At 50.1% G+C, this 26,844-nt stretch carries 25 protein-coding genes; 10 read left to right on the top strand and 15 right to left on the bottom strand.

The features are described 5' to 3' along the window. Positions 1–89 precede the first annotated feature (89 nt). The 5 genes from KNP88_RS00325 to KNP88_RS00305 all read left to right on the top strand — a co-directional run bounded on the left by KNP88_RS00325 (position 90) and on the right by KNP88_RS00305 (position 6,203). Positions 90–1,769, top strand: coding sequence for a DUF2339 domain-containing protein (locus KNP88_RS00325; RefSeq protein ID WP_214891837.1), 1,680 nt, complete (start codon positions 90–92; stop codon positions 1,767–1,769). 135 nt (positions 1,770–1,904) lie between these two features. Further along, a complete protein-coding gene (efeO, locus tag KNP88_RS00320; RefSeq protein WP_214891835.1) occupies positions 1,905–2,738 on the top strand; it encodes an iron uptake system protein EfeO in 834 nt (277 codons plus the stop codon). 2 nt (positions 2,739–2,740) lie between these two features. Continuing rightward, a complete protein-coding gene (efeB, locus tag KNP88_RS00315) occupies positions 2,741–3,982 on the top strand; it encodes an iron uptake transporter deferrochelatase/peroxidase subunit (RefSeq protein WP_088837182.1) in 1,242 nt (413 codons plus the stop codon). Beyond that, positions 3,966–5,645: an FTR1 family iron permease gene (locus KNP88_RS00310; RefSeq protein WP_214892257.1), complete on the top strand. Its 1,680-nt coding sequence runs from the start codon at positions 3,966–3,968 to the stop codon at positions 5,643–5,645. The genes efeB and KNP88_RS00310 overlap by 17 nt, the downstream gene beginning before the upstream one ends. 96 nt (positions 5,646–5,741) lie before the next feature. Continuing rightward, positions 5,742–6,203 carry a YflT domain-containing protein gene (locus KNP88_RS00305; protein ID WP_088837180.1) on the top strand — a complete coding sequence of 154 codons (462 nt, stop codon included), beginning with the start codon at positions 5,742–5,744 and terminating at the stop codon, positions 6,201–6,203. Between the two features lie 55 nt (positions 6,204–6,258). Here KNP88_RS00305 and KNP88_RS00300 read toward each other — a convergent pair whose 3' ends face one another. Both KNP88_RS00300 and KNP88_RS00295 read right to left on the bottom strand, forming a co-directional pair. Next, a complete protein-coding gene (locus KNP88_RS00300; protein ID WP_214766142.1) occupies positions 6,259–6,426 on the bottom strand; it encodes a hypothetical protein in 168 nt (55 codons plus the stop codon). Between the two features lie 69 nt (positions 6,427–6,495). Continuing rightward, positions 6,496–7,032: a flavodoxin family protein gene (locus KNP88_RS00295; RefSeq protein WP_214891832.1), complete on the bottom strand. Its 537-nt coding sequence runs from the start codon at positions 7,030–7,032 to the stop codon at positions 6,496–6,498. Between the two features lie 151 nt (positions 7,033–7,183). Between KNP88_RS00295 and KNP88_RS00290 the strand changes: the two genes are divergently transcribed. Continuing rightward, positions 7,184–7,852 (top strand): hypothetical protein, encoded by a 669-nt coding sequence (locus tag KNP88_RS00290; protein WP_214891829.1) that lies wholly within the window; start codon positions 7,184–7,186, stop codon positions 7,850–7,852. On the opposite strand, the gene KNP88_RS00285 is transcribed toward KNP88_RS00290, so the two are convergent. Next, positions 7,838–8,686, bottom strand: coding sequence for an alpha/beta fold hydrolase (locus tag KNP88_RS00285; protein ID WP_214891827.1), 849 nt, complete (start codon positions 8,684–8,686; stop codon positions 7,838–7,840). The genes KNP88_RS00290 and KNP88_RS00285 overlap by 15 nt on opposite strands. A gap of 113 nt (positions 8,687–8,799) precedes the next feature. Between KNP88_RS00285 and KNP88_RS00280 the strand changes: the two genes are divergently transcribed. Together KNP88_RS00280 and KNP88_RS00275 are read left to right on the top strand one after the other, a co-directional pair. Further along, positions 8,800–9,804: a helix-turn-helix transcriptional regulator gene (locus KNP88_RS00280; protein ID WP_214891825.1), complete on the top strand. Its 1,005-nt coding sequence runs from the start codon at positions 8,800–8,802 to the stop codon at positions 9,802–9,804. 133 nt (positions 9,805–9,937) lie between these two features. Continuing rightward, entirely contained in the window at positions 9,938–10,264 is a 327-nt protein-coding gene (locus tag KNP88_RS00275) for a hypothetical protein (RefSeq protein WP_029330229.1), read from the top strand. Between the two features lie 217 nt (positions 10,265–10,481). Here KNP88_RS00275 and KNP88_RS00270 read toward each other — a convergent pair whose 3' ends face one another. From KNP88_RS00270 to KNP88_RS00215, 12 genes are all read right to left on the bottom strand, one after another. Then, entirely contained in the window at positions 10,482–11,459 is a 978-nt protein-coding gene (locus KNP88_RS00270) for a hypothetical protein (RefSeq protein WP_251132567.1), read from the bottom strand. Then, positions 11,456–12,502, bottom strand: a complete 1,047-nt coding sequence (locus tag KNP88_RS00265; RefSeq protein ID WP_214891823.1) for a DUF58 domain-containing protein — start codon at positions 12,500–12,502, stop codon at positions 11,456–11,458. Before KNP88_RS00265 ends, KNP88_RS00270 begins: the two co-directional genes overlap by 4 nt. Before the next feature lie 2 nt (positions 12,503–12,504). Next, positions 12,505–13,413, bottom strand: coding sequence for an AAA family ATPase (locus KNP88_RS00260; RefSeq protein WP_029330224.1), 909 nt, complete (start codon positions 13,411–13,413; stop codon positions 12,505–12,507). 139 nt (positions 13,414–13,552) lie between these two features. After that, positions 13,553–13,768, bottom strand: a complete 216-nt coding sequence (locus tag KNP88_RS00255) for a DUF3006 domain-containing protein (RefSeq protein ID WP_157898482.1) — start codon at positions 13,766–13,768, stop codon at positions 13,553–13,555. Positions 13,769–13,780: 12 nt separating this feature from the next. Next, positions 13,781–14,647, bottom strand: a complete 867-nt coding sequence (locus KNP88_RS00250; protein ID WP_214891821.1) for a ComEC/Rec2 family competence protein — start codon at positions 14,645–14,647, stop codon at positions 13,781–13,783. Next, the gene (locus tag KNP88_RS00245) at positions 14,644–15,195 is read right to left on the bottom strand and encodes a histidine phosphatase family protein (protein ID WP_029330219.1); all 552 of its coding nucleotides are present in this window, start codon (positions 15,193–15,195) and stop codon (positions 14,644–14,646) included. Before KNP88_RS00245 ends, KNP88_RS00250 begins: the two co-directional genes overlap by 4 nt. A 62-nt stretch (positions 15,196–15,257) precedes the next feature. Continuing rightward, on the bottom strand, positions 15,258–16,052 hold the full coding sequence (locus KNP88_RS00240) for a DUF3307 domain-containing protein (RefSeq protein WP_214891819.1): 795 nt from the start codon (positions 16,050–16,052) through the stop codon (positions 15,258–15,260). Next, positions 16,049–16,696, bottom strand: a complete 648-nt coding sequence (locus KNP88_RS00235) for a hypothetical protein (RefSeq protein ID WP_214891817.1) — start codon at positions 16,694–16,696, stop codon at positions 16,049–16,051. The genes KNP88_RS00240 and KNP88_RS00235 overlap by 4 nt, the downstream gene beginning before the upstream one ends. Positions 16,697–16,959: 263 nt before the next feature. Next, complete coding sequence (locus KNP88_RS00230; protein ID WP_235195152.1) at positions 16,960–17,430, bottom strand: NUDIX domain-containing protein; 471 nt, start codon at positions 17,428–17,430, stop codon at positions 16,960–16,962. 295 nt (positions 17,431–17,725) lie between these two features. Next, positions 17,726–20,131 (bottom strand): DNA topoisomerase IV subunit A, encoded by a 2,406-nt coding sequence (parC, locus tag KNP88_RS00225; RefSeq protein ID WP_214891815.1) that lies wholly within the window; start codon positions 20,129–20,131, stop codon positions 17,726–17,728. Then, positions 20,124–22,094, bottom strand: coding sequence for a DNA topoisomerase IV subunit B (gene parE, locus KNP88_RS00220; protein WP_214891813.1), 1,971 nt, complete (start codon positions 22,092–22,094; stop codon positions 20,124–20,126). Before parE ends, parC begins: the two co-directional genes overlap by 8 nt. 159 nt (positions 22,095–22,253) lie before the next feature. Then, complete coding sequence (locus KNP88_RS00215; protein WP_214891811.1) at positions 22,254–22,655, bottom strand: CoA-binding protein; 402 nt, start codon at positions 22,653–22,655, stop codon at positions 22,254–22,256. Between the two features lie 431 nt (positions 22,656–23,086). Here KNP88_RS00215 and KNP88_RS00210 point away from each other — a divergent pair, with 431 nt between their 5' ends. Both KNP88_RS00210 and KNP88_RS00205 read left to right on the top strand, forming a co-directional pair. Then, positions 23,087–24,127, top strand: a complete 1,041-nt coding sequence (locus tag KNP88_RS00210) for a tyrosine-type recombinase/integrase (RefSeq protein ID WP_251137091.1) — start codon at positions 23,087–23,089, stop codon at positions 24,125–24,127. Positions 24,128–24,163: 36 nt separating this feature from the next. After that, a complete protein-coding gene (locus tag KNP88_RS00205) occupies positions 24,164–26,764 on the top strand; it encodes a DEAD/DEAH box helicase (protein WP_214891809.1) in 2,601 nt (866 codons plus the stop codon). The last annotated feature ends 80 nt before the right edge of the window (positions 26,765–26,844 follow it).

Here is a 26,844-nt window from a genome sequence, read left to right as displayed (position 1 = left end):
CCTGACGTTTCCTTATTTTTGAAAAAATAAGAAAAACGCAGAAGAAACAGGTACACTAGTACCATCTAAAATAAAGAAAGGGTGGAATGATGGAAGAACAACGAATCACCCAACTGGAACAGGAACTCGAGGCGTTGAAGTTACGTGTCGCGCAACTCGAACAGCTGCATCCTGTTCCGCATCCAACGTCGACTCCGGAGCAAAGTACGGTCGCGACACCGAAAAAAAGACCCGCCTTCGTCAAAAAAGACGACACGTTTTCACCAAAAATCAAACAAAGCCGGACGCGCGATGAGTGGGAACACATGATTGCGACCATCTGGTTACCGCGCATCGCCGCAATTTTTGCCGCGATTGGGGCAATTTTCTTATTTTCTTACGCCTCGATCTCCGGCTGGGTCAATCCAGCGGTCCGAGTCGGCAGCGGAGTGCTCATCGGATTGCTCTTAATCGGAGTAGGCGAGTATCAGTATGAGAAAAAGCGACGGGAACTCGGCGTCGGGCTCGTCGCGACTGGGACAATCGTTTCTTTAGCCGCCTTGTTCGCCGGCATGGCGTTGTATCAATTCTATTCGCCGGGTCTGGCCTTCTCGCTCGAACTCGTCATTTTATTCATTACGTTCGGATTAATGTTATGGATGGCGTCACGTGTCCTCCTGATTCTCGTCTCAATCACCGGATTTTTACTCCCGTTTCTGCAACTGGCGGACGAAGCGAACGTTTCGTTGTTTTTACTGTATGAAGTGATATTGTTCGCCGCCTTATTCTATGCCGCGATTCGCTTAAAAACGATTCTCGGTTTCGTCGTCAGCTGGGGATTCCTGACAATCGCTCTCGTTACAGCGATGAGCATGGTCGGCTTTTCACCACCGTCCATGTCTGACGAAATCTCACTGCTTGCTGCGTCGCTCGTCAGCTACATCGGGACCGTCTTCACTGGGCAACGTCTCTGGATGAAGTGGAACTATCCGAGTTACGGGGCCGGTCTTATTGTGATTGCGAGTCTAGCCGTCATCGATTGGCAGTGGGGGACACTGATTGCCCTCGTGCTGGCAGGGCTTGCCTATAGCATCGCTAACTACTCAAAAGATGCCTGGCACAATGCAGTCGGTCACGCGACGGTGTTCTACGCGATCACGCAAATTCCCTATGACATACTCCGCCTGAGCGAGCAGTTCGAAACCCTGTTGTTCGCCTGCATCCTGATCGGCCTTTGGTTCGTCAAACGCCAGCACATGCCGTACCAACGGATGATTGCTCTCGCTTTGTATGTCTACTTCATCTTCGACCAGATTACGCAGTCGGGTATGTACGCGGCAATGAATGACTCGTTTCGTCTTTCAGTCGTCGCCTTAGTACTTGCGACAAGTGGTTTAATTTATTTACTCGTGCAACAACACCGCGCGATGGTCGAGGACGGGACGTTCCAGATCAGTCTAGTTGTCGCAGCCGTCGGCGTCCTGACGACGTATACGTTACTCGTCATGGAACTGCCGTTTTATGACGGACTCGACGAAACGAATCGCAGTACGACATTATCGGTTGCCTACATTTTACTTGCCTTGCTTCTCGTCACGATTGGTCGGATCCGTAATTTGTCCGTCTGGCGATTATCCGGTCTGTTGCTACTTAGCGTCAGTGCGATTAAGCTGTTAGTGTTTGATTTATCGTTCTTGACGCTCGTCCAAAAAGCGTTTGTCTTTATCGGGTTTGCAATCGTGGCGTTCATCATTTCACGGACGTATTTTAAAAAGCGAAAAAACAACTGAATGAGCAAACCCCCGTCCTGATGATTCGCGTCAGGACGGGTTTTTCATGTTAGTTCTAAATTTATATTGATAACGATTATCATTATCGTCTATACTAACAACTGAACTTACTTAACGATTTGGGGGAAATGAATCATGTCACATAAGAAAATCCTTACGGCGAGCGTCTTGTCACTCGCGACCTTGTTAGCTGCTTGCGGGGAACAAGAAACAACGACAAAAGCGACACCGAAAACAGCGGACGGCCAATTCGATCAGGTCGTCGCCGATTACCGCGATTATGCAATCAATGAACTCGATGCCTTCACGAATAAAACAGAAGCCTTTACGACGGCCGTCAAGGAAGGGGACCTTGAAAAGGCGAAAGCGCTCTATGCACCGGCGCGGATGCACTATGAACGGGCGGAACCGATCGCGGAAGTTTTCGGTGACCTCGATCCGAAAATCGATGCCCGTGCAGGTGACGTCAAGGAATCCGAGTGGGGCGGTTATCACCGGATCGAACAAGGCTTGTTCGAAAAGGGAACAACAAAAGGGTATGAGCAATACGCGGAGCAATTGATGCAGGACGTCCACCTCTTGCGTGCAAAAGTCGAAACAGTCGACGTGACACCGGAGCTTCTCGTGACGGGGGCGACGGATTTATTGAATGAAGTCTCGACTTCGAAAGTGACAGGCGAAGAAGACCGCTATTCACATACCGATCTTTATGATTTTGCAGCGAACGTCCAAGGGGCGGAAAAAATTTATCAGTTATTGAACCCGAGCCTGATGAAACGAGACGACGCGTTGTCAAAAGAGATCGCAGCGCGCTTTGAGGATGTCAATGCCTTATTAGAAGCGAAGAAAACGGAAAAGGGGTACGTCCTCTATACGGACTTATCAAAAACCGACGTTAAACAGTTGAGTCAAGCCATTAACGAACTGGCAGAACCGCTGTCGAAGATGGGCATCGTACTGGAGGGATAATCATGACACGACCAACATTAGAGGCTGGCATGACGCGACGTGATGTCTTAAAAGTCGCCGGCCTGACCGGTCTCGGTGCAGCTTTTTATGCAAGTGGTGTCGAACGCTTCTTACCGCGCGCCTTGACGGCTAAGGCGTCCGATCAAGTCCCGTTTTACGGCACCTATCAAGCGGGCATCATGACGCCGGCCCAAAATCATGTCCAACTCGTCGCTTTTGACGTCAAGACGGATCGCCGGGACGAGCTGATTGATTTATTGAAGCGCTGGACGCGGGCTTGCGCACGCTTATCAGCAGGACTATCGCTCGGCGAAACAGATAGTGCCTACATCCCACCGGACGACACCGGTGAAGCAGAGGGGTTATCTGCAAGTCACTTGACGTTCACGTTCGGTTGCGGAATTAGTTTATTTGAAGGGGATCGTTTCGGCATCGGCCATAAACGCCCGGCACTCTTACGAGATTTACCGACATTTGATTTGGACCAGCTCGATGAGAAATGGTCCGGCGGTGACTTGATTGTCCAAATTTGTGCGGACGACCAGCAAGTCGTCTTCCACGCGTTACGCAACTTGACCCGAATCGGACGGGGTGTCGTCAAGATTCGCTGGACGCAAGCCGGTTTCCAGCGGTCGAAAGTGGCAGATGCGACAGGCGGGACACCGCGGAACTTGTTCGGATTCAAAGATGGGACAGGCAATCCTGACGTGACGAAAGCAGCGACGCGGGAGAATACGCTGTTTTATCAATGGCGTGATGGTTCACCTTGGCTGACGAACGGGACGTTTCTCGTCGTTCGCCGGATTCAGATGCACCTTGAAGTCTGGGACCGGACGATTTTGAAGGAGCAGGAGCGGACATTCGGGCGTGAACGGGCGTCCGGGGCACCACTCGGTTCAAAAGATGAGTTCGCGTCCGTTACACCGACGAAACGGATTGCACGGGGGGAAGCAGAACTACCGGCAGACTCGCATACAGCGGTCGCGCATGGTGAAGGAAAGGTGCAACTGCTCCGACGCTCCTACTCCTACCAGGATGGCGTTGATGAGACGACAGGCGCATTAGACGCCGGTCTGTTGTTCCTCTCGTATCAGCGATCGCCGGAGCAGTTCATCACGATTCAAGAACGGCTCGCAACTTCTGACCGGATGAATGAATACATTACTCATCGTGGAAGCGCGCTGTTCGCGTGTTTCGGCGGCATTCAAAAAGGAGGTTACATCGGTGATGCGCTCTTTGCTTAAAGCTGCCTTACTCGTGTTCCTTATATGTAGCACGCTCATCCCCCATGCGGGTGCAGAGGCGAAAACCGATGCCCTTTACGTGTCGATTGGTCAAGCCATCTCAGCCGTAAAGGCGGAAGATCGCGATGCACTTTCAAAACGAATCGCGACGTTAGCTAAACAATCAAAGGAACTGGCTGACTCAGATGAAAAAGCCGTCATCTTAAAGCGTTTATCGACGCTGAAACAACATCAGGATGCGTCGTTCGCGACGATCAGTGCGGACTTGACGGCACTGTCGACGGCTGTCCGGACGCTCGAAGACACAATGCGTCCCGCGCAGGATGCGACGGCCCGGACCCGTCTGCTTGATTTGCATGAAGTGACCAAGCAAATGCGGCAAGCGGATGCGGGTGAGCGAAAGACACTCGAACAGACCTTGTTAAAGGAATGGACGGCCCGTGAGAGCGTCGTCCGGGAAGAAAGCATCGGTCACTACGGAAAAGTCGAGATGGCGTTATCCGCGATTCGCATCGCACAAGCACGCCAGACATTCGACCAGACGGAATGGAACGAGGCCCTCGACCAGTTTGATACAAGCATCGACTCATTCGTCGAAGGAGACATCGTCAAGACGGCATCAGTCGAATTGACCGATTTGATCCATTTACTCGATCAGGCGTCGGATGCGCTCGTTGCAAAAGACCTCGACGGGGCGCGGTCGACTTTGACGACGTTCATTGCCCAGTGGCCGAGCGGAGAAGGGGCGGTCCGGACACGAGACAGTGCTTTGTATACGCAAGTCGAGACGGACGTTCCCTTATTGCTCGCCCGCTTAAATGAGGAGACGCGGAACGCGACAATCACTTCGTTACAGGAATTAAGCGCATCGCTCGGACAACTGACCGACCAGACGAGCTATACGTTCGTCGACGCGATGCTCGTCATGGTCCGGGAAGGACTTGAAGCGTTGCTGATTATCAGTGCGCTCGTCGCCTTGACACGTAAAGCGAATTTACGGGGGGAACGGCACATCTGGTTCGGAGCCGTCCTCGGGCTTTTAGCGAGTGGTCTGCTTGCGCTAATCATTCAATTTTTCTTCTCGACCGCGCTCGCAAGTGTCGGACGAGAGCAAATTGAAGGATGGACCGGCTTGTTCGCCGTTCTCGTGATGTTACTGGTCGGAAATTGGTTACATTCGAAAACGGCCATCACTTCCCGTCAAACGCAACTCGTGTCCGACCTATCGCGGACTTCACTCTTCATCGTCAGTTTCTTGACGATTTTCCGGGAAGGTGCGGAGACGTTACTCTTTTATGTCGGGATGGCACCGGCGATGACGCCACTCGCCTTAGGTGGAGGCATTTTGGCAGCCATTCTCTTGATCGGACTCGTGTCAATTGCAGTCATCTATTTCGGTGTCCGTTTGCCGATTCGCCGTCTATTCTTAGGCGCGACCATATTAATCTATGTGATGGCCTTTAAGATACTCGGTGTAAGTCTACACGCGCTCCAACTGACAGGTGTATTGCCTGTCCATCCACTTGCGTTGCCGCCCGTCGCCTGGATCGGATTTTATCCGACGATTGAAACCGTGGTGCCACAAGTGCTGGTAGGTCTCATCATCATTCTGACCGTACTTCGTAAACAACGACGCGGCACGTCACTAAAGAAAGTTTCATAAGCAGTTTTTGAAATCCATGTTTTATTCATTATGTTTCGGGAATAACTTTATATTGAGACAGCCAACTGAGGCTTAGTATGAAGGAGATGAACGAACATGATTGAAACACGTATTGTCCGTGACATGACTGGCGTCGATGCAGAAATAACGAGTTTAAAGTCAGGCGGGTATTCAAATAAACAAATTTATATTTTTGCAAAAGACGAGGAACTGGCAGAACGGATTGCGAACGATACACAGACGCTTGCTTACCGCGTCACGAAAAAATCTTTTTTTGAAACATTGATGGCGACCGTCCGTAGTAATCGAAAAGATCGTATCGCCCAACTATCTGAACTTGGCATGACGAAAGATGTTGCAGAAAGTTTGGAAGATGAAGTCCGCCATGGCCATATCGTCATTGTCGGATCGAAGTCAGACTTAATCAACCCGGCCTATGCCGCATCTTACGTCGCAGATGAATCGAAAGATTATGGAGCGGGTGTGCCGAAGCTTGAAGAAGAGGAAACGACGACAACCTTGCCTGCCGACCAAAATGTGAAGCTCAAAAACGACTAAACAGTCAAAAGACGCATTTGCAATCGCAAATGCGTCTTTTTTTGTCCTATACGACTTAACGAGAAGGCTCGATCGGATTTAAGGGAGTGGAGTGAGAATCAAGTCGTGGTCGCACGACCCGTATTTCTTCATCCGTTTGAAATAGCTGTTCTAGTAAAACGATATGATTGCGTGTCTTAAGTCGTTTCCACTTGCGTTCATTGCGTTTTTTCGACTGTAACATCTATCGCCACCTCCGATTAGTCTGACTACAGAATAGAACTAATCAAAAGATTCCCTTACATAACTTTCCTTAAACGTACGCTTTTGACATTTTTTCTCGGAACGCATCAATCTCTGCAAGGGCGACCGTATCGCGTTCGACGTCCCCCGGTGCATTCCCTTCCGCGAGGATTGCCGTTTCAAGACGGGCTCCTAAAAAGGTCGCGATATGGTCGAACTGTGTCGCAAGGGCGCGTCCTTTTTCTTTTGGATCATCGCCGCCGACAGCAATCAGGTGGAATCGCTTGCCTTGCATCCGCTCACGGAAACGTAAGTCTTCATCACGCAACGATTCACTGAAGCGGTCGATGAAGAGCTTCATCTTCGTGGACATCGAATACCAGTAGATCGGCGTGATGAACACGATGTCGTCATGCTCGAGCATTTCTTCCACGATCCGCCGGTAATCATCGCCAATCGGTAAGAACCCACCATGATGCCGCCGGTCTTCCACAGGTTGAATCATCGTGTTGGCTAAATCGACCGACACATGAGGAATGCCCTCGAATGCGCGGACACCGAGCCATTCACTGTTCCCTTTTCTAGAACTGCCGTAAATCGTATACATCTTCGTTCCATCTCCTTTATTAATCGCTATTTGTCCATTGTAAGACAAAGGAAACGTTGAAATAAACTGATTTGCTTCTAAGAATGGTTTTGAAAACCGGGATTGCGGAAAAAGACTATCAGCACACCAGGAAAAGAGGAGGAAACGTCTGATGGAAAGAAGTATTTTGATTGCTTTAGAAAAACACCTTTATGCGATGCACCATGATTTAGACGGTCTCGCTCGTCTCATCACGAAAAAGTTCGTTCAGCTCAGTCAAGTCGCAGCGTCCGTCGAACATTTTCGTCGGATGAGCTTTGATATCTATAAATCACGGGAATCGTTGGCTCAAATTTCGCCGCAAGTCCTCTATGAGACGGCACTTGATTATGAGGATTGGCTTGAAGAGGAGTTTGATCAAATCCCACCGAGCTGGATGCTCAGCCGTGATGAGGAACACGCACTTGATCAACTTTGGTGGTTTGAATTTTTACGGATTCAAGCTGAACTCGAGGAATGGCTCAGCCTGTACTTAATTCGTCGGATCCGTGAAGACATTCGGTATGTACCCCCTGTCATTGAAAAGAACGCCTATGCATTATCGGACGACGCCCGTCATGTCTTTTGGCGTTTGTTGCAACGGTCCGTTGCCAAACCTTCGTCGAAAATCAAAGCGAATCAACTGTCCTGTCGAATGGGCATCGCAGAAATCGCCCGCTGTGCCCGCTTGAACGAAGAACGGACGGAGCAGGCGATCGACGAATTGACGGCCCGAGGAATCATCTCGATTGTCGAGGAAAATGAAAAAATGAAGCTACATGTTCGTTTACAAGTGATTTAATGTGATGAAGCGTTCAATCATTCGTTCATCTCGTCGTGCTGAAGGACCAATCCAAATCAAATGACCCGGACTTTTCGATTCGATGAACTGGGCATGGGGGATCAGACGCTGCGTATAGCGGGCATGCTCGAACGGGACAGCGCGATCGGCTTGTGAATGGACGATTAGGACTGGGCAGCTGACCGTTTCGAGTGTCTGTCGCTCAAGCTGCTGAGTGATGTCGAACAAGACGCCGCGCCCGGGACCGTTCTGTAGTCCGACGGCATACAATAAGCGTTCATCCTCATGCGTCAAGAGTGACCGAATGTCACTACGTTGCAACAGGCTCGTCATTTCGACCATCCGGACGGACGCCTCTTCAGGAAATTTTTTTAACTTATCTTTGACATACGTCCATAATACCCACTGAATGAAGTGGAGTGGACGTTGCAAGAGCGGTTGAATCAATACGTTCTGGTATGGAAGTGAAATTTGATGAGACATCGCACACGCTAAAACGAGTGAGCAAGCGGCATCGTTTTGGCTCGCTAGGGCGATTGCTGTCGGACCGCCTGCTGAGATGCCGTAGATGGTATAGCGCGTAAAACCACGTGCCTGCATCCAACCTTTATAGAACGCAGCTAGCTCGACAGGGGACTCCGCTAACCGCAGCGGGGTTTTTCCGTATCCGGGACGTGACGGGACAATCACGCGGTACCCGGCGTGAATTAATTTTTCGACATGATAAATCTCCCGGTAATCGGACTGTGTACCGTGGATTAACAGAATGATGGGACCTGTTCCGCTATCTCGGTAATCAAATTGTTGTTCCTTCCATTCAGCAATCAAATGCATCCAAATTCTCCTAACGATATAAATTTTACCAATTTATTGTTAATATTATTATTTATTTACGGTATACTCGAAGTATAATCAAATACCGTAACGATAGGAAATGAGGATGTACCGTGCCTACTGAAAAATTATCAAACCGTGATCGCTTACTGGCTGTTCGGGATATTTTTGAAAAATACTCGGACGAAGAGGAGACCTTGACGTTAGAAGACTTGAGTATCGCTTTATCAAAACGAGGATTGATTGAAAAATTATCACGAAAATCGCTGAAGGACGATATCGAGGCCCTTGCGAAATCAGGGTTTGATGTCGTCAAAGAAGAGACGAAAAATGGACTGGCGACGCCATATCATCTCGTCAGCCGGCGGTTTGAGCACCACCAGTTGCGTTTACTCGTCGACGCGATCGCAAGTGCGAAATTCATTTCGGAAAGTGAGACGAAGGCGCTTGTTCGAACGATTCAATCATTGACGAGCGAGCGGTTGGCGAAGACGTTGAACCCCGTCATCCATACGGTCAAAAAACCAAAAGGAGTGATTCCGTTCTCGATCGATACGATTCAAAAGGCGATTACGGAACAAGAAATCATCAGCTTCCAGTACCAAGGGAAGTTTAATGAACGGACGCGGAAGTTCGAGCTCCGCCGAGATGGTGATTTTTATCTCGTCACACCAGCGCACCTAATTGTCGATAACGGGAACTATTACTTAATCGGTCGTGATGAACGTGTCCAGCAGATTTGGACATATCGTGTCGACCGGATCGTCCAGTGCAGTGTATTCGAACCGGCAGAGACTCCGGTCGAGGTGGATCCTTCCTACTTGAGTAACATGTTCAACATGTACGGAGGGGAAGATGAGCAACTGACGTTAAAATTTCACGAAAGCGTCATGCCGACGGTCGTCGATCGATTCGGGACGGATATCCGCTGTCGACGAATCGACGAGGACTGGTTCGAGGTTAAAGTCAGTGCCCTCTTCTCGGAAGGCTTCATGATATGGTTGATTCAATTTGCTAACCAAGCTGAAATCATCGAACCGAGCATCCGTCGTGAAACCTTTAAAGAGAAGGTCCTTCAGTTGGCACGAATCTATCAGGAAAGTTCTGTTGTAAACTAATGCTGCGAAAAGTGTCCTTGCAAGGGAAAGGACACTTTTTGTCGTTTTTTGTCGTATATTCATATTTGAATATTTTCGCGTATCTTTTCCGTCTACTATTAAGGGTATCTGATACTTATGTAGGAGGAACGTCATGCAACAGATGGAAAATCGCCGTACACGGGGCTGGATGGATGGACTATTGTATCTATTCTTCGTCTGTCTATCCTATATTTCCTGGTACTTATTGTTTATTTTTGCTTTTAACTTACTTTTTGCGGAAGAATTATTAGAAACGATGGATATCGTCATTTTTGGTTTTAGTCCACTCTTTGCACTAGCCATTACAATTTTTTCGATTCGTCTCTTTAAACGTCGTGGTCAACTCAAACATATCCCGGTAATTCTTGTCGTCTATTCGCTTGCAACAAGTATTTTACTGTATTATTCAATCGCTTATTCGGTCTTACCGCGGCTGTAACGAGACTTGCATCATCCCGTTATTTGGAATATGCTACGCTTATAGCTCATGCCAATAAGGGGGGATACCATGAACACACAGTATATCCTCGACTGGATGCCGTTAGTGCTTCCTGTCGGTGCGATCGTCTTTATCGTCGTCATCGCACGTAAAGCATCGAAAATTGATTCAACTAAATGAAAAATCTCCATTCTCTGTTACAGAGATGGAGATTTTTTTATTGTTCAATACGTTCCCGAACCTGACGACGGAAAACTTGCAAATCATAGGCGGGTTCACTTTGACTAAACTCGATTCCGTCAATCAAGCGGGCATTGCGCTCGACTTCCGGGAAGGCGATCCGCTCAAGCCATTCGTATGTCGTCTCATCGCGTTTGCGTGGAAAGGCTTGCTCCAGTTGCGAGGCGAGTTGGAGCAACGGATGCTGACTGTGCTTTTTCGCGGCCTTCGTCCGCTTTTTGGCGGTTGGTCGGACGATCTCGTCCTGCTCCACCGTGACGACGCGTCGTTTACGGAGGAAATAGAACATCAGTCCGACGACGAGGAGAGCCAGTCCGAGGGCGGCATAATTAAACACCTGGATCGTCGCGGCGTTCATTGCCCCTTGTTTGATGGGTTCGACCGCTTCCATGTTGCCGAGGGTTGCACCAGTCTGCGTCTTTTCATCGACCTTTTCCGAAAGCGGAATCGTCCACGTAAAGAGTGAACCGAATGCCTCGAAGGCGGGGCGCATTAAATTTGCGACGGATCCGAACAATGCTTCCTTCATCAGGCGAAGAAGGAAGACGAGCAAAAAGCTAAGTCCGAAGGCGAGCGTGACGCTCGTCAAAATCCGGCGCCACTCGACGAGATGTCGTTTTAAGAACGGCGTCAGGACGAGTAGACCAAGCAAGACATAGGCGAGGAGCGGTGGTGTCAGTCCGGGGTACAAGAAACAAATTCCGACGAAGACAGCACCCGTCAAAGCAAAGCGGTACTCGAGTTCGATCGTCTCGAGGAAAGCACCGATCGCAGTCGCCAACAATAAGAAGATGCTGATCAATGGTGATACATAAAACAGGGCGAGCGCAGCGATCACTTGCAGAAGAATCCGGACTTTCCGAACGGGTAGGACGGCAAGCAGCGCAAAGGCAAGCAACGGGAGTGCCATCGTCTGTAAGAGACTGATGATGAGTAACCACCAGAGCAACATCATGCGCCCACCTCCTTTTGCCGATGACCGAGGTGGATTGCGGCAGTCGTCGACGGGACGGCCCGTTGGAGACGTTTCATGAAGTATCGGCGTTCAAGCGGTAAGTCGTACTCTGACAGGCGCGCCAAACACTCCATCGTCCGTAAAAACTGTTCCTTTCCTTTTCCGGACGGAACATGGTACCACTGACCATCCCGATTGACCATCGAAATCCAAAGACTGTAAGAGGCACCTTGTTTTTCAAGTTCCCGGATGATTGTCGCACCACGGGACAGCAGTTTTTCAAAGTCACTCCGCAAGGACAATCCGTCACCGGACAGACCGTCGATGATGACGGCATAATCATGATTCCGGACACGGTCGTATTGATAGGAATAGAGTTCGCTCGTCTTCGCATATGCTGACCAGTAAATTGTCTTGGCGTCTCCCGCATACGGGACGACGGAATGAAAGCTCGACCGGTCCGTGAACGGGCTCGACCGATCAACCGTCTCACCGGGGATTTGCCGTTCGTTCCATTCGACGGAAGCAGGGGCGAAGTCCGGGAAGACATGCCCGAGTTGTTGAATCGGTAATGTCAAGTAGACCGTCATCGTATGGAACGGATCTGAAATCATCACATCGAACGACTGAATCCGAATCGTTCCGCGATGTGCGGCGATAACGTCAATTTCGAACGGAACGATTTGATTTTTACCGACGAACAGGTGATGCCGCCAAAATTGACTGCCTGCACCATCGATTCGGACCTGGTCCCCGAGCAAGCCGGATACAGTGACTTTACCGAGCGAAAACCTTGCCCGGTTTTCTAAAGCAAACGGGATGGCGAGTTCATCGTCACGAAAGGCACGTGTCGTTTCGACCAGTCGGACGTCGATCTGATTAGCTAAGTATTCGAGGCACTTCGGCATATACCAGCCGTAGAGGACATAGGCGACGAATAGACTGGCGAGGACGAGTGAACCATATAGGGCGCAAAAGACACCACTTACCCCGACGAGAAATAAGAAGATGGGATGGAATGCTTTAGGTGTAATCAATTGCATGGTTACACCTCAGTCGGTACAGTCAAAGATTCGAGTGTTTGTTTGACGAGTCGTTCATTCGTCATCTTCAACGTCGCTTCAAGGGTCAAGACGAGACGGTGGGCGAGCAAGGGGGTGGCCAAGCTCTTGATATCTTCCGGCGTCACGTAATTCCGCTCATGCATCCAGGCGCGTGCTTTTGCCGCTTTCAGCAAGGCGAGCGTCGCCCGCGGACTTGGACCGATTTCGATGTCACGGTGCGCTCGTAGGGCGTCACATACATCAAGGAGGTAGTCCTCGACCGTATCTTCGATGGTTACGGCTGCGACTTCCTGTTTCCAGGCGTTCAATTGCTCGAGTGGGAGATGAAGATCCATCGCCTCGAGATGTGCGCCTCGCAAAAGTGCTTTTTCAGCAGTCCGGTCGAGTGGTGTGAACGAAAGTTTGAAAAGAAAACGATCGAGCTGAGCTTGAGGCAACGGGAACGTTCCTTGTCCATCGAACGGATTTTGTGTCGCGATGACAAAAAAGTGTTGCGGTAACGTATAGGACGTGTCACCGATTGTGACTTGTGCTTCCGCCATCGCTTCAAGGAGCGCTGACTGGGTGCGCGGGGTCGTCCGGTTGATTTCATCGACGAGGACGATGTTGGCGAACAGAGGGCCGAATCGTTGTTCGAATGAGCCGGTCAACGGATTGAACAACTCCATTCCGAGTAAATCGGTCGGTAGCGTATCAGCTGTACACTGGACACGGGAAAACTTCGCATCGAGCGACTGCGCCAATGCCTTAGCGAGTGTCGTCTTGCCGGTACCCGGTCGATCTTCCAGTAAGACATGTCCTTCGGCGAGCATGCCGATCAACAGATGATCGATGACATGGTCCTGCCCGAGGACGGATTGTTTTAAGGATGTACGTAGTTGTTGAAACATAAAATAATTCCCCCTTGTTTTCTTCTTCTCACTAAAGTGTACGAAAATTCAGATAAAACCGCCAGTAATTCTCGATGTTTCTTCTAATTAATTCCATTAATCCGTAAAAAAAGCAGACACGCTGTGTCTGCTTCCTGCGTCAATCCTCAAACAGTTCATCCATCAACTGGTCGATTTCCTGGCGACGCGCCACCGTCTCGGTACGTAAAATCCGGATCGAGCGCCCTTGCCATTCCAGCCGATCGCCGACTTCTGCTGCGACCGGCAGTCGTTCTCGCGGGAGTTGAATCGTTTCCCGTGCTTCCGTCTCACACAAGGCGAATGCCTCCTCGAAAGCTGTGACCGTCATCTTCATCGTCATGCCTCCTTAGTTCGGACGGAAGTCTTTGCGACTTGTGACGGTAATCGCCGTCCCATCCGATGTGTATTCAATCGTCCCCATCCGGTCCGTCCGGTCGATTGTGATGCTCTCTGCTGCTAAGGCATTCATGACTGTCGGCCGGGGATGGTTGTAGGCATTTCCTTCTCCCGCTGAAATTAAGGCACGTTCAGGGTGGACCGCTTGAAGAAATGGAATCGACGACGATGTATCGGCACCGTGATGACCAATCTTTAAGACATCTGCCTTGACGTCAATTCCGGCTGTTAGTAATTGTTGCTCCGTCCGAATTGGCGCGTCCCCCATGAAGAGGAACGTATTCTCCTCGTGCGTCATCTTCAGGACGGCACTCCAACTGTTTAAATCACGGGTCCCGTCCGTCAAAGGAGCGATGATCTCAAAATCGGCTGATTCACTAGGGATGACGACGCCGGCTTTCGCCGTCTTGATTGTCACCCCTTCATTTTTGACAGCAAGCAAAAAGTCACGATAGGTATCGGTCGTATGATTGACACGCGGGGCGTAGACTTGGTCGACATCAAATGCTTCAAGGACGGTGTCGAGTCCGCCGATGTGATCGGCGTCAGGGTGGGTCGCGATGACGGCTGTTAAGCGTGTCACCCCAAGCGCTTTTAAGTAGCGGACAACGTCATCTCCCTTCCCATTGTTGCCACCATCAATCAAAATCGCGTCCGTCTTCGTCCGGATGAAGGTGCTGTCACCTTGTCCGACATCAAATCCGTATACCGAGACCGTCGTTTCGGCGCGGTCGGTGCGTAGCGCTTCGTCTTCCCGTGTCATATAGAAAATGACAATCAGACCGAGGGCGAGCAGAATCGTCGAAGCCCATTTCATCGTCTAACCTCACTCTTTTCAAATTGATAGAGCATCCCGTTGCGCGGGTGACGGAAGCGGGGGCCGGTGTAACCACGTTTTTTCAGTGCCGTCCGCATCAATAACATCATTCCGCCGTGACCGACGAGGAGAACGCGTTCATTATTCTCGAACGCCAATTGATTCAACAACACTTCAATGCGTTGGTTGGCATCTTTAATCTGCGCCTGAATCCGTTTGCTGAATGGAGCGACGAGCCGACCGATGATCGCCCAGGCGAGGAAGGGGAGGCGAATCCGGGAATTGATCGTCGGGAACGGCACTTCCCGTAAGAGATCGGTCACGATGATCTCATCCTCATAGACACTCTCTGCTGTCTGGATCGCCCGCGGCATACTGCTCGCATAACAGATCGTCCAGTCCGTCTGTCCGAGTTCGACCGGTTTGACATCAATTGCCGAGCTGTCGTACCGTTCAATCCAAGCTTCGATGTCGGAAGCACTAATCCAACCTTTCGTCGGATATCCTTCTGTGACCCGGTGGTGTCTGACTAATCCAATCGTTTTCATTTTTGTTCGACGGTCTTTCTGGTAAAGCCAGGAAACCGTCTCACCTCACTTTCTTTCTCGTTCTATAATACGAAGCGAATGGCGATTCCGCAGAGGAGTGCGCTCAAAATACTAAGTAAACTGCCAATGATATAATATTCCGCAAAACGGCGGTCTTCAAACTGCTTGAACCGCGCCAATGCTTTGAGAGCGATGATGAAGCCGATTGCACCAACCGCATTGACGGCGACGAGAATAACGATGATGGCCCGCTCGACGAGACCGATATAGCGACCAACGCCATTAATCTCTGTCGTGTAACTGCGGGCCGAATCCTCAACCTCGTGGGTGACGGAACGGCTGATCCCGTTCAATTGTTCCTTACGAGTCACTTTCCGCTCGAAATGGGATTCAATCAATCGGGGAGCGAACGGTAGCAGCAAGGGGGCGATGCCGCGTCCGACCAGTTCCGTCGCAACCAGGCTCCACATGATGATCCAAAGCACTTGGAAGGAGAGGGTGATATCACTTGGCCAACTGATCGGGAACATCACCGCAATCAGACCAATGATGATGCCGATATGTAACAGTTGATCAATCCAAAAAGCCGGTGCCGGTTTGATGATCCGCTTGAGTTGCGAGCGGTCAATGACGGCGTGTGATCCGATAATCGCACTGAAGAGATACAGGGCACTTACGAGCTCGATTTGTCCGGTCAGGTAAAAATAACTTAAGACAGCCGCTGTACAGAGGCTATGTATCCCGAGATGGACGAGCAGGGGGCGAAGCTTCCGGTGCTTGTGCTCCGCGATCCGTTTACCTTGCAGCGGGAAATCGGCAATGAGATGGGCAATCAGGAGGCTCAACAGTAAATTCATCCAATCGCCTCCCAGACCTGGAGTTGCTCGAGCGCTTGTATAAAAGCCGTTTCGAGTTGCTTCCGTTGTTTACGTTGCGAGCGGGCAACAAGTTTCGCGACGTTAATTCGGGCATCTTTTTCTTGAAAACCCATTTTTAGTCCGATTTCTTCATACGTTGCGTCCGGGAATCGGTCCATCAGTGTATGGAGCTCGACTTGACGATCTGTTTTCCCAAAATAAGCGGGATACAGCATATCGACATAGCCTGTTAGTAAAGCAGCCGGGAAATAAGGGGGGCCGGCGAAAACGATTTGATTGTCTGATTTTTTGGCCGCCTCTTGCGCTTCGAAGGCAAAAATGATGGCGCTACCGTTCGCTTCGTCGGCTTCTGTCGTCGAAAGCGTTTCATATTGACCAAATCCGACGCCGACATAACCGTCGAGCGGACCATTAACGAGTTCGAGTAAAACGGGATAACAGACTGGGTAGCTTTGGAAAACACCGAGTAAGCTGTCTCCAGACTTGATTTGAAATGGGACGAGTGCGTCTTTAAACTGGTCATTTAATTGCTCCGCCAACGTCCGGAGTGTCTGCAATAATTCTTCTTTGTGCGGAAAAGTGCGTGAATTTTTGACGTCAAATGAAATGGCGACGGCTTGCATCAAATTCCTCCTTTGTTACTGATATTTCGGTTACAACCGAAATGTTACCGTTATAAAGGTAACAAATGATTTGTTACTGTATTTAGAGTAACAGGGGTGGATGTAAAAAACAAAGGGGCAAACTGACTATTTTTTATGGGGGACATGCAAAAAAATTATTTTTATTTACTAGTTAACATAACATATATTATCAATAGTTAAATAATCTTGTCTCATAAGTAAGGTAAACTCAATATAGTGAGACAAAACAAAAAAACACGACATTAGCCGTGTTTGCGACAATCATATGGTTGATTACGTTCCAACCGATGAATGAGCCGATCAAGAAAAATATGATGCCGGCGTTCGAGCTGTGTGATGCGATCAAGCGGCAACCAGGCGAAATGGAAAAAATCACCGCAATCTTGACCGTCACCCGCAACACAATGCGTCCATCTGTTTTCTTGGCATTCGATATGGGCATGATAGAAATATGTGTAATGGACCCGCATCCGCTCTGGGTAACGCATCTCTTCTTCGCCAACGTATTGAACGGTCGCAAGTGATAGACCACTTTCTTCCAGCGTCTCGCGGACGGCTGCTTCCTTAGCGATTTCTGCGTCTTCAATCGTCCCGGCAGGAATCTGCCAGTCACTATCTGGAGCTGATTGTGGATGAAAAACAAGTAGTTCCCATCCCTCTGGTTGTTCCCGTGTGATATAGATTGCTACTTTTTCGCGTCGTCTGAATTTCATCTTCATCACCTCTCCAGTTAGGCAGATGGCACAAAAGCAGCTAAGGACGGATCCGTAGCTGCTTGAGAAATACATATAAGCTACGCTTCGAACCGCTTCGCGTCTGATGTGACATGCTTGACCTGACCATTTTCTTTTATTGTAGCGGTTATTGGTCACTCTTTCAATTTGTAAACTAAAGATTCACCGATAATTTGTGGAAATAATCTAAAAAAATGATTAAAAAGACGACATTTCCTACAAAAAGACAGAAAAAAGACGTCCCCCACGCTTCATCGTGAGGGACGTCTGACCGTCAAACGGTATACCAGTCAACGAGTGGACCGAATTTTTCTTCATCATACGCAAACGAACCATTCGATAACCGATCGAGATAAGACAAGGAACCGATTTGAATCGATTTTGCCTGCTCTTTTCCAATCAAAACGAGTTCTTTTTGATTCGTTACATCAAGTAATGCCGCCACCTGGTGCGGTTTTGATTTTAAATCACGCAACAATTGCTGACCACGTAAGGCACGATTCGTGATTTGGAACTGATCTGAAAGGCGCATCTTCTTCAAGGCACCCCGCTGTGTCAGTAAGACGATATTCGGTGCTTGCATAAAGGCAATCGCCCCTGCGACGACATCATCATCCTTCAGGTTGATGGCTTTGACACCTGCTGCCCGAACGCCGACGACCGGCACATCGTCTTCCGTGAACCAAAGACCAAAGCCGTTTTGCGTTGCGAGGAACAATTGTTTCTCGCCAGTCGAGACCGCAGCATAGAGGACCTCGTCATCTGCTTTTAAGCGGACGCCTTGCAATGGTTTCGACTTCCGCTGGGCATTGTAATCGCTCAGTTTCGATCGTTTGACCATTCCTTGGCGAGTGACGAACAGACAATGTGACGTTTCGTCGAACGTCCGGACGAGATCGATCGAGAGGACACGGTCACCCGGTTCGAGTGGTACGAGATTCGCGACGTGTTGTCCGCCATCCTTCCATTTCGTATCTGGGAGCTGATGGACCGGAATCAATAAGTAATTACCGCGTATCGTCCAGACGATGACGTGATCGGTCGTCATCGCTTGCCCTTGATAGAGCAGACGATCTTGTTCCTTCATCTCCGGAAGGTCGTTCGAGGCACCGAATGAACGGAGCGACGAGCGTTTGATGTAGCCGTTTTTCGACATGAAGACCATCGTTTCTTCGACGGCGATCATGACTTCCGTCTTCAGCTTCAGTTCTTCGACTTCGGCTTCGACGGTCGAACGGCGTTCATCCGCGACTTGATCCTTTAAGATGCTCAATTCTTTAATGATGAGGCGGTTCCGCGTCTTCTCATCGTTCAAGATTTTCTCGAGACGCGTGACTTCCTTCTCGAGTTTTTCAGCCTCTTCCTGCAATTCGACGATGTCCGTATTTGTCAGGCGATACAGTTGGAGCATGACGACAGCTTCTGCTTGTCGGTCCGAGAAGGCGAAGCGTTCAATCAGATTCTCTTTTGCTTCCGCTTTGTTCGTCGCAGCCCGAATCAGACGGAGTGTCTCATCGAGGACGGAAATCGCAGTCATTAAGGCAGAGACGACTTCCTGGCGGCGTTTCGCTTGATCGAGATCAAACATTGTCCGACGGATGACGACTTCCTTGACGTGGCTTAAATAAGCATCCAGTAAGGCGAGCACACCCATTTGACGCGGTGTCCGCTCATGGATGGCGACCATATTGTAGTTATAGGCGACTTGGAGGTCGGTTTGTTTGAGGTAAAAATGTAAAATCCCCTCTGCATCAGCCTCTTTTTTCAGTTCGATGACGACACGCAGTCCATCGCGGTCCGTTTCATCGCGGACTTCAGCCACTCCTTCGACTTTACGGTCGAGGCGTAATTCTTCCATCCGTTTGACGAGATTTGCTTTGTTGACTTCGTACGGCAGTTCCGTGATGACGATTTGCTGACGTCCCCCGCGGAGTGTCTCGATTGTCGCCCGCGACCGGATGATGACTTTCCCACGTCCTGTTTCGAACGCTTTTTTGATCCCGTCGAGCCCTTGCACGACGCCACCAGTCGGGAAATCAGGTCCTTGCATGTGTGTCAGCAGGTCGTTGACGTCATTGACCGTGCCTGAGATGCGACCGATTGCCGCATCGAGGACTTCGCCCGCGTGGTGCGGAGGAATCTCTGTTGCGTATCCGGCAGAAATCCCGGTCGAGCCGTTCATCAACAAGTTCGGTAACAACGAAGGTAAGACGAGTGGTTCTTCCGTCGTATCATCAAAGTTGAGTGTGTAATCGACCGTCTGTTTATTGATGCCGTCTAGAATCAAGCTTGAGACTTTCGAGAGACGTGCTTCCGTATATCGCATTGCGGCAGCACTATCGCCGTCAATCGATCCATTATTCCCTTGCATGTCGACGAGCGGGTACCGTAACTTCCACTCCTGACTCAAGCGGACCATCGCCTCATAGACAGACGAGTCGCCGTGCGGGTGGTAATTGCCGATGACGACCCCGACCGTCTTGGCAGACTTCCGGTACGCACGGTCATACAGGTTCCCTTCCGTATGCATCGCATAGAGAATACGCCGCTGGACGGGTTTGAGCCCGTCGCGCGCATCCGGTAAAGCCCGGTCTTGAATGATGTATTTCGAATAACGTCCGAACCGGTCACCGACGACCTGTTCGAGCGATAAATTTAAGATGTTCTGTAGATTAGACATGCTTTGTCACACTCGCTTTCGTCACGTGTTCATTTTCAATGATTGAGATGTCTTCCGCGAGTCCGAACGCGACGTTATCTTCAATCCATGACCGGCGGTGGCCGACGTTATCGCCCATCAAGACGGAAACACGTTTTTCAGCAACGGCGGCGTCGTCGATCGTGACGCGAATCAATGTCCGGGTCTCAGGATCCATCGTCGTTTCCCAAAGTTGAGGAGCATTCATCTCACCAAGTCCTTTGTAGCGTTGGATCATATAGCCTTTACCATACTTTTTCGTTGTTTTCGCCAGTGTGTCTTCATCCCAGACATACTCGAACTTCTCCGTTTTTCCCTTACCTTTCGAGACACGATACAGCGGCGGTAAAGCGACGAAGACTTTCCCGGCGTCAATCAACGGACGCATGTAACGGAAGAAGAACGTCAGCAGGAGGACTTGAATGTGGGCGCCATCGGTATCGGCATCGGTCATGATGATGACCTTGTCGAAATTACAGTCGGACAAGTCAAAATCTGCCCCGACCCCGGCTCCGATCGCATGGATGATCATGTTGATTTCTTCATTCTTCATGATGTCAGCGAGTTTCGCTTTTTCCGTATTCAGGACTTTCCCGCGTAACGGTAAAATCGCTTGGAACGTCCGGTTCCGTCCTTGTTTTGCAGAACCGCCGGCAGAATCTCCCTCGACGAGGAACAATTCATTTTTGTCGGCGTTTTTTGAAGCGGCCGGTGTCAATTTCCCGTTTAAGATGCTGGAACGTTTCTTTTTCTTGCCGTTGCGCGCTTCTTCCCGGGCTTTGCGGGCTGCTTCGCGGGCTTGTGCCGCACGAATGGCTTTTTTAATGAGCAAAGTCGCCGTTTGCGGGTTTTCTTCGAGGTACGTCGACAGACGGCGGCTGATGACGGCGTCACAACTCGTCCGTGCTTCAGGAGAACCGAGTTTTGACTTCGTTTGTCCTTCGAACTGGAGGAATTCTTCCGGAATCCGAATCGAGACGATCATCGTCAAGCCTTCCCGGATATCATTGCCGTCGAGATTTTTATCTTTTTCTTTTAATAAACTATTTTTACGGGCATATTCGTTCATGACGCGGGTCATTGCCGTTTTCGAACCGACTTCATGGGTTCCACCGTCACGCGTCCGGACGTTATTAACGAACGACAGGACGTTTTCCGAGTAGGCGTCCGTGAATTGGAACGCGATATCGACTTCGATTTCGTTTTCGACGCCTTCAAACGCGACCGTCGGATGCAGGACATCCTTGTCGTCGTTCAAATAACCGACGAACTCGCTGACCCCTTCTTCGTATTGGAAGACATCTGCTTTGTCGGACCGCTCATCCGTCAAGGTGATTTTCAAGCCTTTTAAGAGGAAAGCGGATTCACGAAGACGTTCAGCGAGCGTTTCATAGTTGTATGTCAAGGTACTGAAAATTTTCGCATCCGGCTTAAAATAGACGCCTGTTCCTTTTTGACGCGTCGCTCCCGTCTCAAGTAACGTCGTTTTAGGCATTCCGCCATTTTCAAACGTTTGCTCGAACTGTTTTCCGTCACGATAAATCGTCACCTTCAAGTCTGTTGATAAGGCATTGACGACGGAGGCACCGACACCATGCAATCCACCAGACGTCTTATAACCGCCTTGACCGAATTTTCCGCCGGCGTGGAGAACGGTGAAGATGACTTCTGCCGTCGGTTTCCCCGACGCGTGCATTCCAGTCGGCATCCCGCGCCCGTGGTCACGGACCGTGATGGCGTTATCTTTATGGATCGTGACATCGATCTGTTCCCCGAACCCGGCAAGGGCTTCATCGATCGCGTTATCGACGATCTCATACACCAAGTGGTGGAGACCACGGTGGTCAGTCGATCCGATATACATACCTGGGCGCTTCCGGACAGCTTCGAGTCCTTCGAGCACCTGGATGGCATCGTCATTATAATTGTTTAAATCTGTCGCCATAGTTTTCACCTCATATAGAAAAACGCCGATTTTCCAAACATTCGTTCGTTTTTCTAGTAGTCTGTATCTAATTGTAGGCATCTTCTTGCTATCTGACAAGGGGGAACGTAAAAAAGACACTCACTCGCGTTTGAGTAAGTGTCTTGATTTGATCCGAAATCATAAGTATTGGTGTTCGATTTTGATGCATCGATTTTCGATATACGGGATTCCTGCCCCGAGCGCTAAACTTTCCGCTTCGACGCTCGACAGACCGAGCTGGTTCCAAATCATCCCGACGTCGCCATGGGCAACCGCTTCTTTTGCAGCGTCCGCTAAAAACTCGGAGCGACGGAACACGTCGACGATATCGATATGACCCGGGATGCTATCGACCGTCGGATAAACTTTTAATCCGTTCCATTCGTCAAGCGTCGGATTGACGGGAACGACCTCGTACCCGTGCTGCACAAGGTAATCGGCAATCCAGTTCGCAGTTTTCCCGGAATCACTTGAAATCCCGACGACGGCAATCCGTTTCGCTTCTTTTAGTAATTGGCGTGCGTGTTGATCAGAAATCATTCATTTCTCCCCCTATACGTAATTGAGTCAATCTTCTTGTCTATACCCGAATCACTTTCGGTTAAGCCGTGTTTCTAAAAGTTCGCGACAATTTCGAGAAAAAACGAAAAACGTTCTGTACGAAAATGAGACGACCAACCACCTGTCGAAGTCATGTTCGATGCAACTGAGAGCGAAATTGGTTTTCAAGAATATTTTTCTAAATTCGTTCTGTCAAGGTGACATAATAAAATTATTGTTCTGTTTGATGTAAGGAATTATACCTTTCGTAGATTTGCATCGAGTTGACCAGTCGCCCGTGAGTCGGAAAGTCGATGCAACTGAGGGGTCCCTGTCTGACAATTTAACATTGCGTGAAATAACTATTTCACGCAAACTAGTGTACCGTCTACCAACGTTTGGTATAGTAAGGTCAGAGGGGGAATAGACTGATGAGTTTATTTAAAAATCTAGGAAAAACCGTTAAAACCGTCCAAATTCCGGCCCATACTGTTGATCTACCAGGCTATCACCGAATGCCGGAATTTATTCGCGATTACATCGACCACTTAGCTTCAAAAAATTTCTCGAAAGCAACGATGCGTCGTTATGTGTATGATTTTGATTCGTTTTTTAGTTTTGTCGCCGCCGCGTCAGGGCAGGATGTCCGGGCGATTGATATCACGCAAGAGGCGTTCCTTGAGATTGACGGCGCGGGAATTGCAGCTTACGCCGAATACTTAGCGTTGACGAAGGGCAATGCGCCGAGTGTCATCAACCGGAAATTATCGGCGTTACAATCATTATTTCGCCATTTGATCGACATCGGCGTCCTGTCGGAAAATCCGGTCGCAAAAATCAACCGTCCGAAACAAGCGAAACGCGATCCGGTCTACTTAACGAAACGCGAATGGGATGAACTGATTCAATTGCTGCCGTCGAACATTGAGATGAATCCGCGGGAGGCGGCGCATTATGAGCGTGACCGCGTCCGTGACGTGACGTTGTTCCAGCTACTCGGCTATAGCGGGATGCGTCTCAGTGAAATGACACAATTGACGTGGAACGATCTCGATTTTCATGAAGGGACGATTCGGGTGATTGGTAAAGGTAACAAGGAGCGGGTCATCCCACTTGCGCAACCGGCACGCATTGCCCTGCGGAAGTACGCCGCCCATTATCAGTTGTCGATGCGTGGGACGGACGCTGTGTTCGAAAAACAAGGGAAACCACTCAGTCCGCGGGCGGTCCAACATATATTAAAACGTCATACCGATCGGTTACGACCGGTCTTACCGTTTTTGGAACGGAAAAACATCACCCCACACAAGTTGCGGCATACGTTTGCGACGCGTCTTGCGACAGGTGGCGTCGATGTCTTGACGATTCAGCAACTCCTTGGGCACGAGTCCGTCGCGACGACTCAAGTCTATGCCCATATCGGCGATCAGGAGAAAAAACGGGCGATTGAATTATTTGATGGTGAACGATAATGGTATTATGTCACCTTATAGTAAAGGAGACCACAGATGAATTTTGGATTAAGTGAACGAAAAATCAAACAAATGTCAGATACTTATGCCTTTCGCCGCGGAAAACGGTATGTGACGGCAAAAAAAGTGACCTTACGCAACTACACACCGGGTGACCTCTTCGTCGAGGCGGAAGTTGCTGGTGAAACACGTTTTCATGTCCACGTTCATCTCCGGGAAACGGGTGTTGACGCCGGATGCAACTGTCCCTCGCTTGCCATGGATGCCTCATTTTGCGGGCATATCGTCGCGGTGCTGTTAGCCTTACAACAAATTCAAGCCTACGGGACGCCCGGACCGAATCGTCCGGCCATCACACCGTTTTCAGCGCAACCGACAATTGAAGATGCCGCAGCTGCAACCTATCTTGCGGCATTGACGCGCGAAAATAAAGCGCAGCTCCGGTTTGACGTCCGCGACGGCGGGATTGCACTCGAAAGCCTGACGACACAGCGCAGTTATCTCTTGTCCCTGCCCTACTTCGACCGTTTACTGAACGACCGCGACTGGTTACGGGAACGGGCGGACATTTGGATGAGCGCCGCTGTCCGGGGCCGACTCGTCAGCGGGTCCCCTCGCGTCAAACTGGCTCTCGACCGGATCAATACCCGGCTGGAAGTCGTCGTCACGTTTGATTACGACGGCAAAACCGTCAACCCGTTGACTCCAACACGCTGGATCGGGCGTGACTTGTCGACGGAGCGGGCGGTGACGCGTTATTTGGAAGCGACAGGACTCTGCGCGGATCAAGCCCGTTATGTAGTAGAAGGAGAAAGTAATCACTACGTTGTCTTAAAAGGTTTACTTGACCCGATGGTTGCCCTCGGTCAACTCGAGTTATACGCGACGGCGAGTATCAAAACGGCATTGCTCCCCGGTCCATTCCATCCGAAAATTGAAGTCAACGTGACGAAGCGACTCGATTGGTTGACATTCAAGTTTTCGATGGACGGGATTTCAGAACAAGAACTGTCAGCGGTCCTTGCGTCACTCGTGACGCAAAAGACGTACCACCGTTTACGTTCAGGACAATTGCTGTCGCTTGAAGACCGTGCCTTCACGCAAATCAAACGGCTGTTACGGGAACTCGAAGCGACGGAACAGACGTTACTTGAAGCGGAATTGACCGTTCCTGCCGTGCCGAACTTGCCCCTGTTGACCCCGGCTGCCTTCTTGACGGTCCACAGTCAACTGAAGGAACGATTGCTCGAGATGAAAGCCGGAAAAAAAGAGCGACTGGCGTTACCGGAACCGCTCGCGACACAACTTTTGCCGTATCAGCAAGACGGCGTCCGCTTCTTCAAGAGTCTTGTGGCACACGACTGTCATGGCATCTTAGCGGACGAGATGGGACTCGGTAAAACGATTCAAGCCATCGGTTATATCGAAACGCTCCCGAGTGCACGTGTCTTGATCGTCGCCCCGGCGTCACTCCTCTACAACTGGGCAGCAGAGCTGCGCCGCTTTGCCCCGACACGCACCGTCCGTGTGCTCAGCGGGAGTCGTGCGTCGCGCTTACGACAGCTCGAAGACTTGCCGGACGACGTCATTCTCATCATCTCCTACCCGTCGCTCCGGCTCGACATCAAAAATCATCAAACGATCCATTACGATTGTATCTTTTTTGATGAAGCACAACATCTGAAGAATCCACGGTCGCAGACGACGGTCAGCTTAAAACAACTGTGGGCGACGCGGCGGTTTGCCTTGACGGGGACGCCGCTCGAAAACAAGACGCTTGATCTCTGGTCAATCTTTGACGTCGTCTTCCCGGCACTCTTGCCGGACCGGCAACGGTTTCTCGACTGGTCAGCACGGGACGTCCAACAATTCGTCGAACCGTTTTTGCTGCGCCGGACGAAAAAAGATGTTTTGCAACAGTTGCCGGCGAAACAAGTCGTCCATCAGTACACGGAACTGACGGCGGGTCAGAAAAAACTCTATGCCGCCCACTTGGCAAAGTTACAGCTCGAGACGTTACAGCATCTTGATCAGTCAAAACCGGAAGAACGGATGAAGTTACTCGCCGGATTGACCCGGCTCCGGCAAATCTGTTGCGACCCCCGGTTGTTCGTCGAAAACTACCGTGGCCGGTCGGCGAAACGGGACCGGTTGCTCGCCTTGATTCAAGAAAAACGGGCAGCAGGCAAACGGATCTTAATTTTTTCACAGTTTACGAAAATGCTCGATTTGATTCGGAACGACCTGCATGAGTTGCACCTCCCTCATTTCGAACTGCGCGGGGATACACCGATTGCGGAGCGTCTCGAACGCTGCGACCGTTTTAATGCAGGCGAAGTCGATCTGTTTTTGATTTCACTGAAGGCGGGCGGCACCGGACTGAACCTGGCGACGGCGGATACCGTCATCTTATATGACAGTTGGTGGAATCCGGCTGTCGAACAGCAAGCGGCTGACCGGGCACACCGAATGGGACAAACACAGACGGTCGAAGTCATCAAGTTAATCACGAAAGGGACGATCGAAGAAAAAATCATCGAGCTGCAGGAGCGGAAAGCGACACTCGTGACGGACATACTTGAACAACCGGCGTCACTTGCGTTATCGGTCGATGAGATGGTTCAATTGCTTGAATAAGAGGAAAGGCACCGATTTCTTTACATGATGTAAACCGTTGCTGCTCTAGGGAGAACAGGTTTCTGGCTATCGTTTTTTCG

It is taken from the genome of Exiguobacterium sp. H66 (assembly GCF_018618705.1).
GTDB classification, from domain to species: Bacteria; Bacillota; Bacilli; order Exiguobacteriales; family Exiguobacteriaceae; genus Exiguobacterium_A; species Exiguobacterium_A oxidotolerans.
Note: the sequence above shows the minus strand (reverse complement) of the source record. Positions and strands in the feature narration are given on the sequence as shown.

What these genes read in the sequence shown, in the direction of transcription:
- KNP88_RS00300 (WP_214766142.1), bottom strand. Translation starts at nt 6,426, where the DNA reads ATGTTACAGTCGAAAAAACGCAATGAACGCAAGTGGAAACGACTTAAG.
- KNP88_RS00285 (WP_214891827.1), bottom strand. Translation starts at nt 8,686, where the DNA reads ATGCATTTGATTGCTGAATGGAAGGAACAACAATTTGATTACCGAGAT.
- KNP88_RS00270 (WP_251132567.1), bottom strand. Translation starts at nt 11,459, where the DNA reads ATGATGTTGCTCTGGTGGTTACTCATCATCAGTCTCTTACAGACGATG.
- KNP88_RS00265 (WP_214891823.1), bottom strand. Translation starts at nt 12,502, where the DNA reads ATGCAATTGATTACACCTAAAGCATTCCATCCCATCTTCTTATTTCTC.
- efeB (WP_088837182.1), top strand. Translation starts at nt 2,741, where the DNA reads ATGACACGACCAACATTAGAGGCTGGCATGACGCGACGTGATGTCTTA.
- KNP88_RS00250 (WP_214891821.1), bottom strand. Translation starts at nt 14,647, where the DNA reads ATGAAATGGGCTTCGACGATTCTGCTCGCCCTCGGTCTGATTGTCATT.
- KNP88_RS00215 (WP_214891811.1), bottom strand. Translation starts at nt 22,655, where the DNA reads ATGATTTCTGATCAACACGCACGCCAATTACTAAAAGAAGCGAAACGG.
- KNP88_RS00235 (WP_214891817.1), bottom strand. Translation starts at nt 16,696, where the DNA reads ATGCAAGCCGTCGCCATTTCATTTGACGTCAAAAATTCACGCACTTTT.
- KNP88_RS00245 (WP_029330219.1), bottom strand. Translation starts at nt 15,195, where the DNA reads ATGAAAACGATTGGATTAGTCAGACACCACCGGGTCACAGAAGGATAT.
- KNP88_RS00210 (WP_251137091.1), top strand. Translation starts at nt 23,087, where the DNA reads ATGAGTTTATTTAAAAATCTAGGAAAAACCGTTAAAACCGTCCAAATT.
- KNP88_RS00260 (WP_029330224.1), bottom strand. Translation starts at nt 13,413, where the DNA reads ATGTTTCAACAACTACGTACATCCTTAAAACAATCCGTCCTCGGGCAG.
- KNP88_RS00240 (WP_214891819.1), bottom strand. Translation starts at nt 16,052, where the DNA reads ATGAATTTACTGTTGAGCCTCCTGATTGCCCATCTCATTGCCGATTTC.
- KNP88_RS00310 (WP_214892257.1), top strand. Translation starts at nt 3,966, where the DNA reads ATGCGCTCTTTGCTTAAAGCTGCCTTACTCGTGTTCCTTATATGTAGC.
- parC (WP_214891815.1), bottom strand. Translation starts at nt 20,131, where the DNA reads ATGTCTAATCTACAGAACATCTTAAATTTATCGCTCGAACAGGTCGTC.
- KNP88_RS00255 (WP_157898482.1), bottom strand. Translation starts at nt 13,768, where the DNA reads ATGAAGATGACGGTCACAGCTTTCGAGGAGGCATTCGCCTTGTGTGAG.
- KNP88_RS00205 (WP_214891809.1), top strand. Translation starts at nt 24,164, where the DNA reads ATGAATTTTGGATTAAGTGAACGAAAAATCAAACAAATGTCAGATACT.
- KNP88_RS00305 (WP_088837180.1), top strand. Translation starts at nt 5,742, where the DNA reads ATGATTGAAACACGTATTGTCCGTGACATGACTGGCGTCGATGCAGAA.
- KNP88_RS00290 (WP_214891829.1), top strand. Translation starts at nt 7,184, where the DNA reads ATGGAAAGAAGTATTTTGATTGCTTTAGAAAAACACCTTTATGCGATG.
- KNP88_RS00325 (WP_214891837.1), top strand. Translation starts at nt 90, where the DNA reads ATGGAAGAACAACGAATCACCCAACTGGAACAGGAACTCGAGGCGTTG.
- efeO (WP_214891835.1), top strand. Translation starts at nt 1,905, where the DNA reads ATGTCACATAAGAAAATCCTTACGGCGAGCGTCTTGTCACTCGCGACC.
- KNP88_RS00230 (WP_235195152.1), bottom strand. Translation starts at nt 17,430, where the DNA reads ATGAAATTCAGACGACGCGAAAAAGTAGCAATCTATATCACACGGGAA.
- parE (WP_214891813.1), bottom strand. Translation starts at nt 22,094, where the DNA reads ATGGCGACAGATTTAAACAATTATAATGACGATGCCATCCAGGTGCTC.
- KNP88_RS00275 (WP_029330229.1), top strand. Translation starts at nt 9,938, where the DNA reads ATGCAACAGATGGAAAATCGCCGTACACGGGGCTGGATGGATGGACTA.
- KNP88_RS00295 (WP_214891832.1), bottom strand. Translation starts at nt 7,032, where the DNA reads ATGTATACGATTTACGGCAGTTCTAGAAAAGGGAACAGTGAATGGCTC.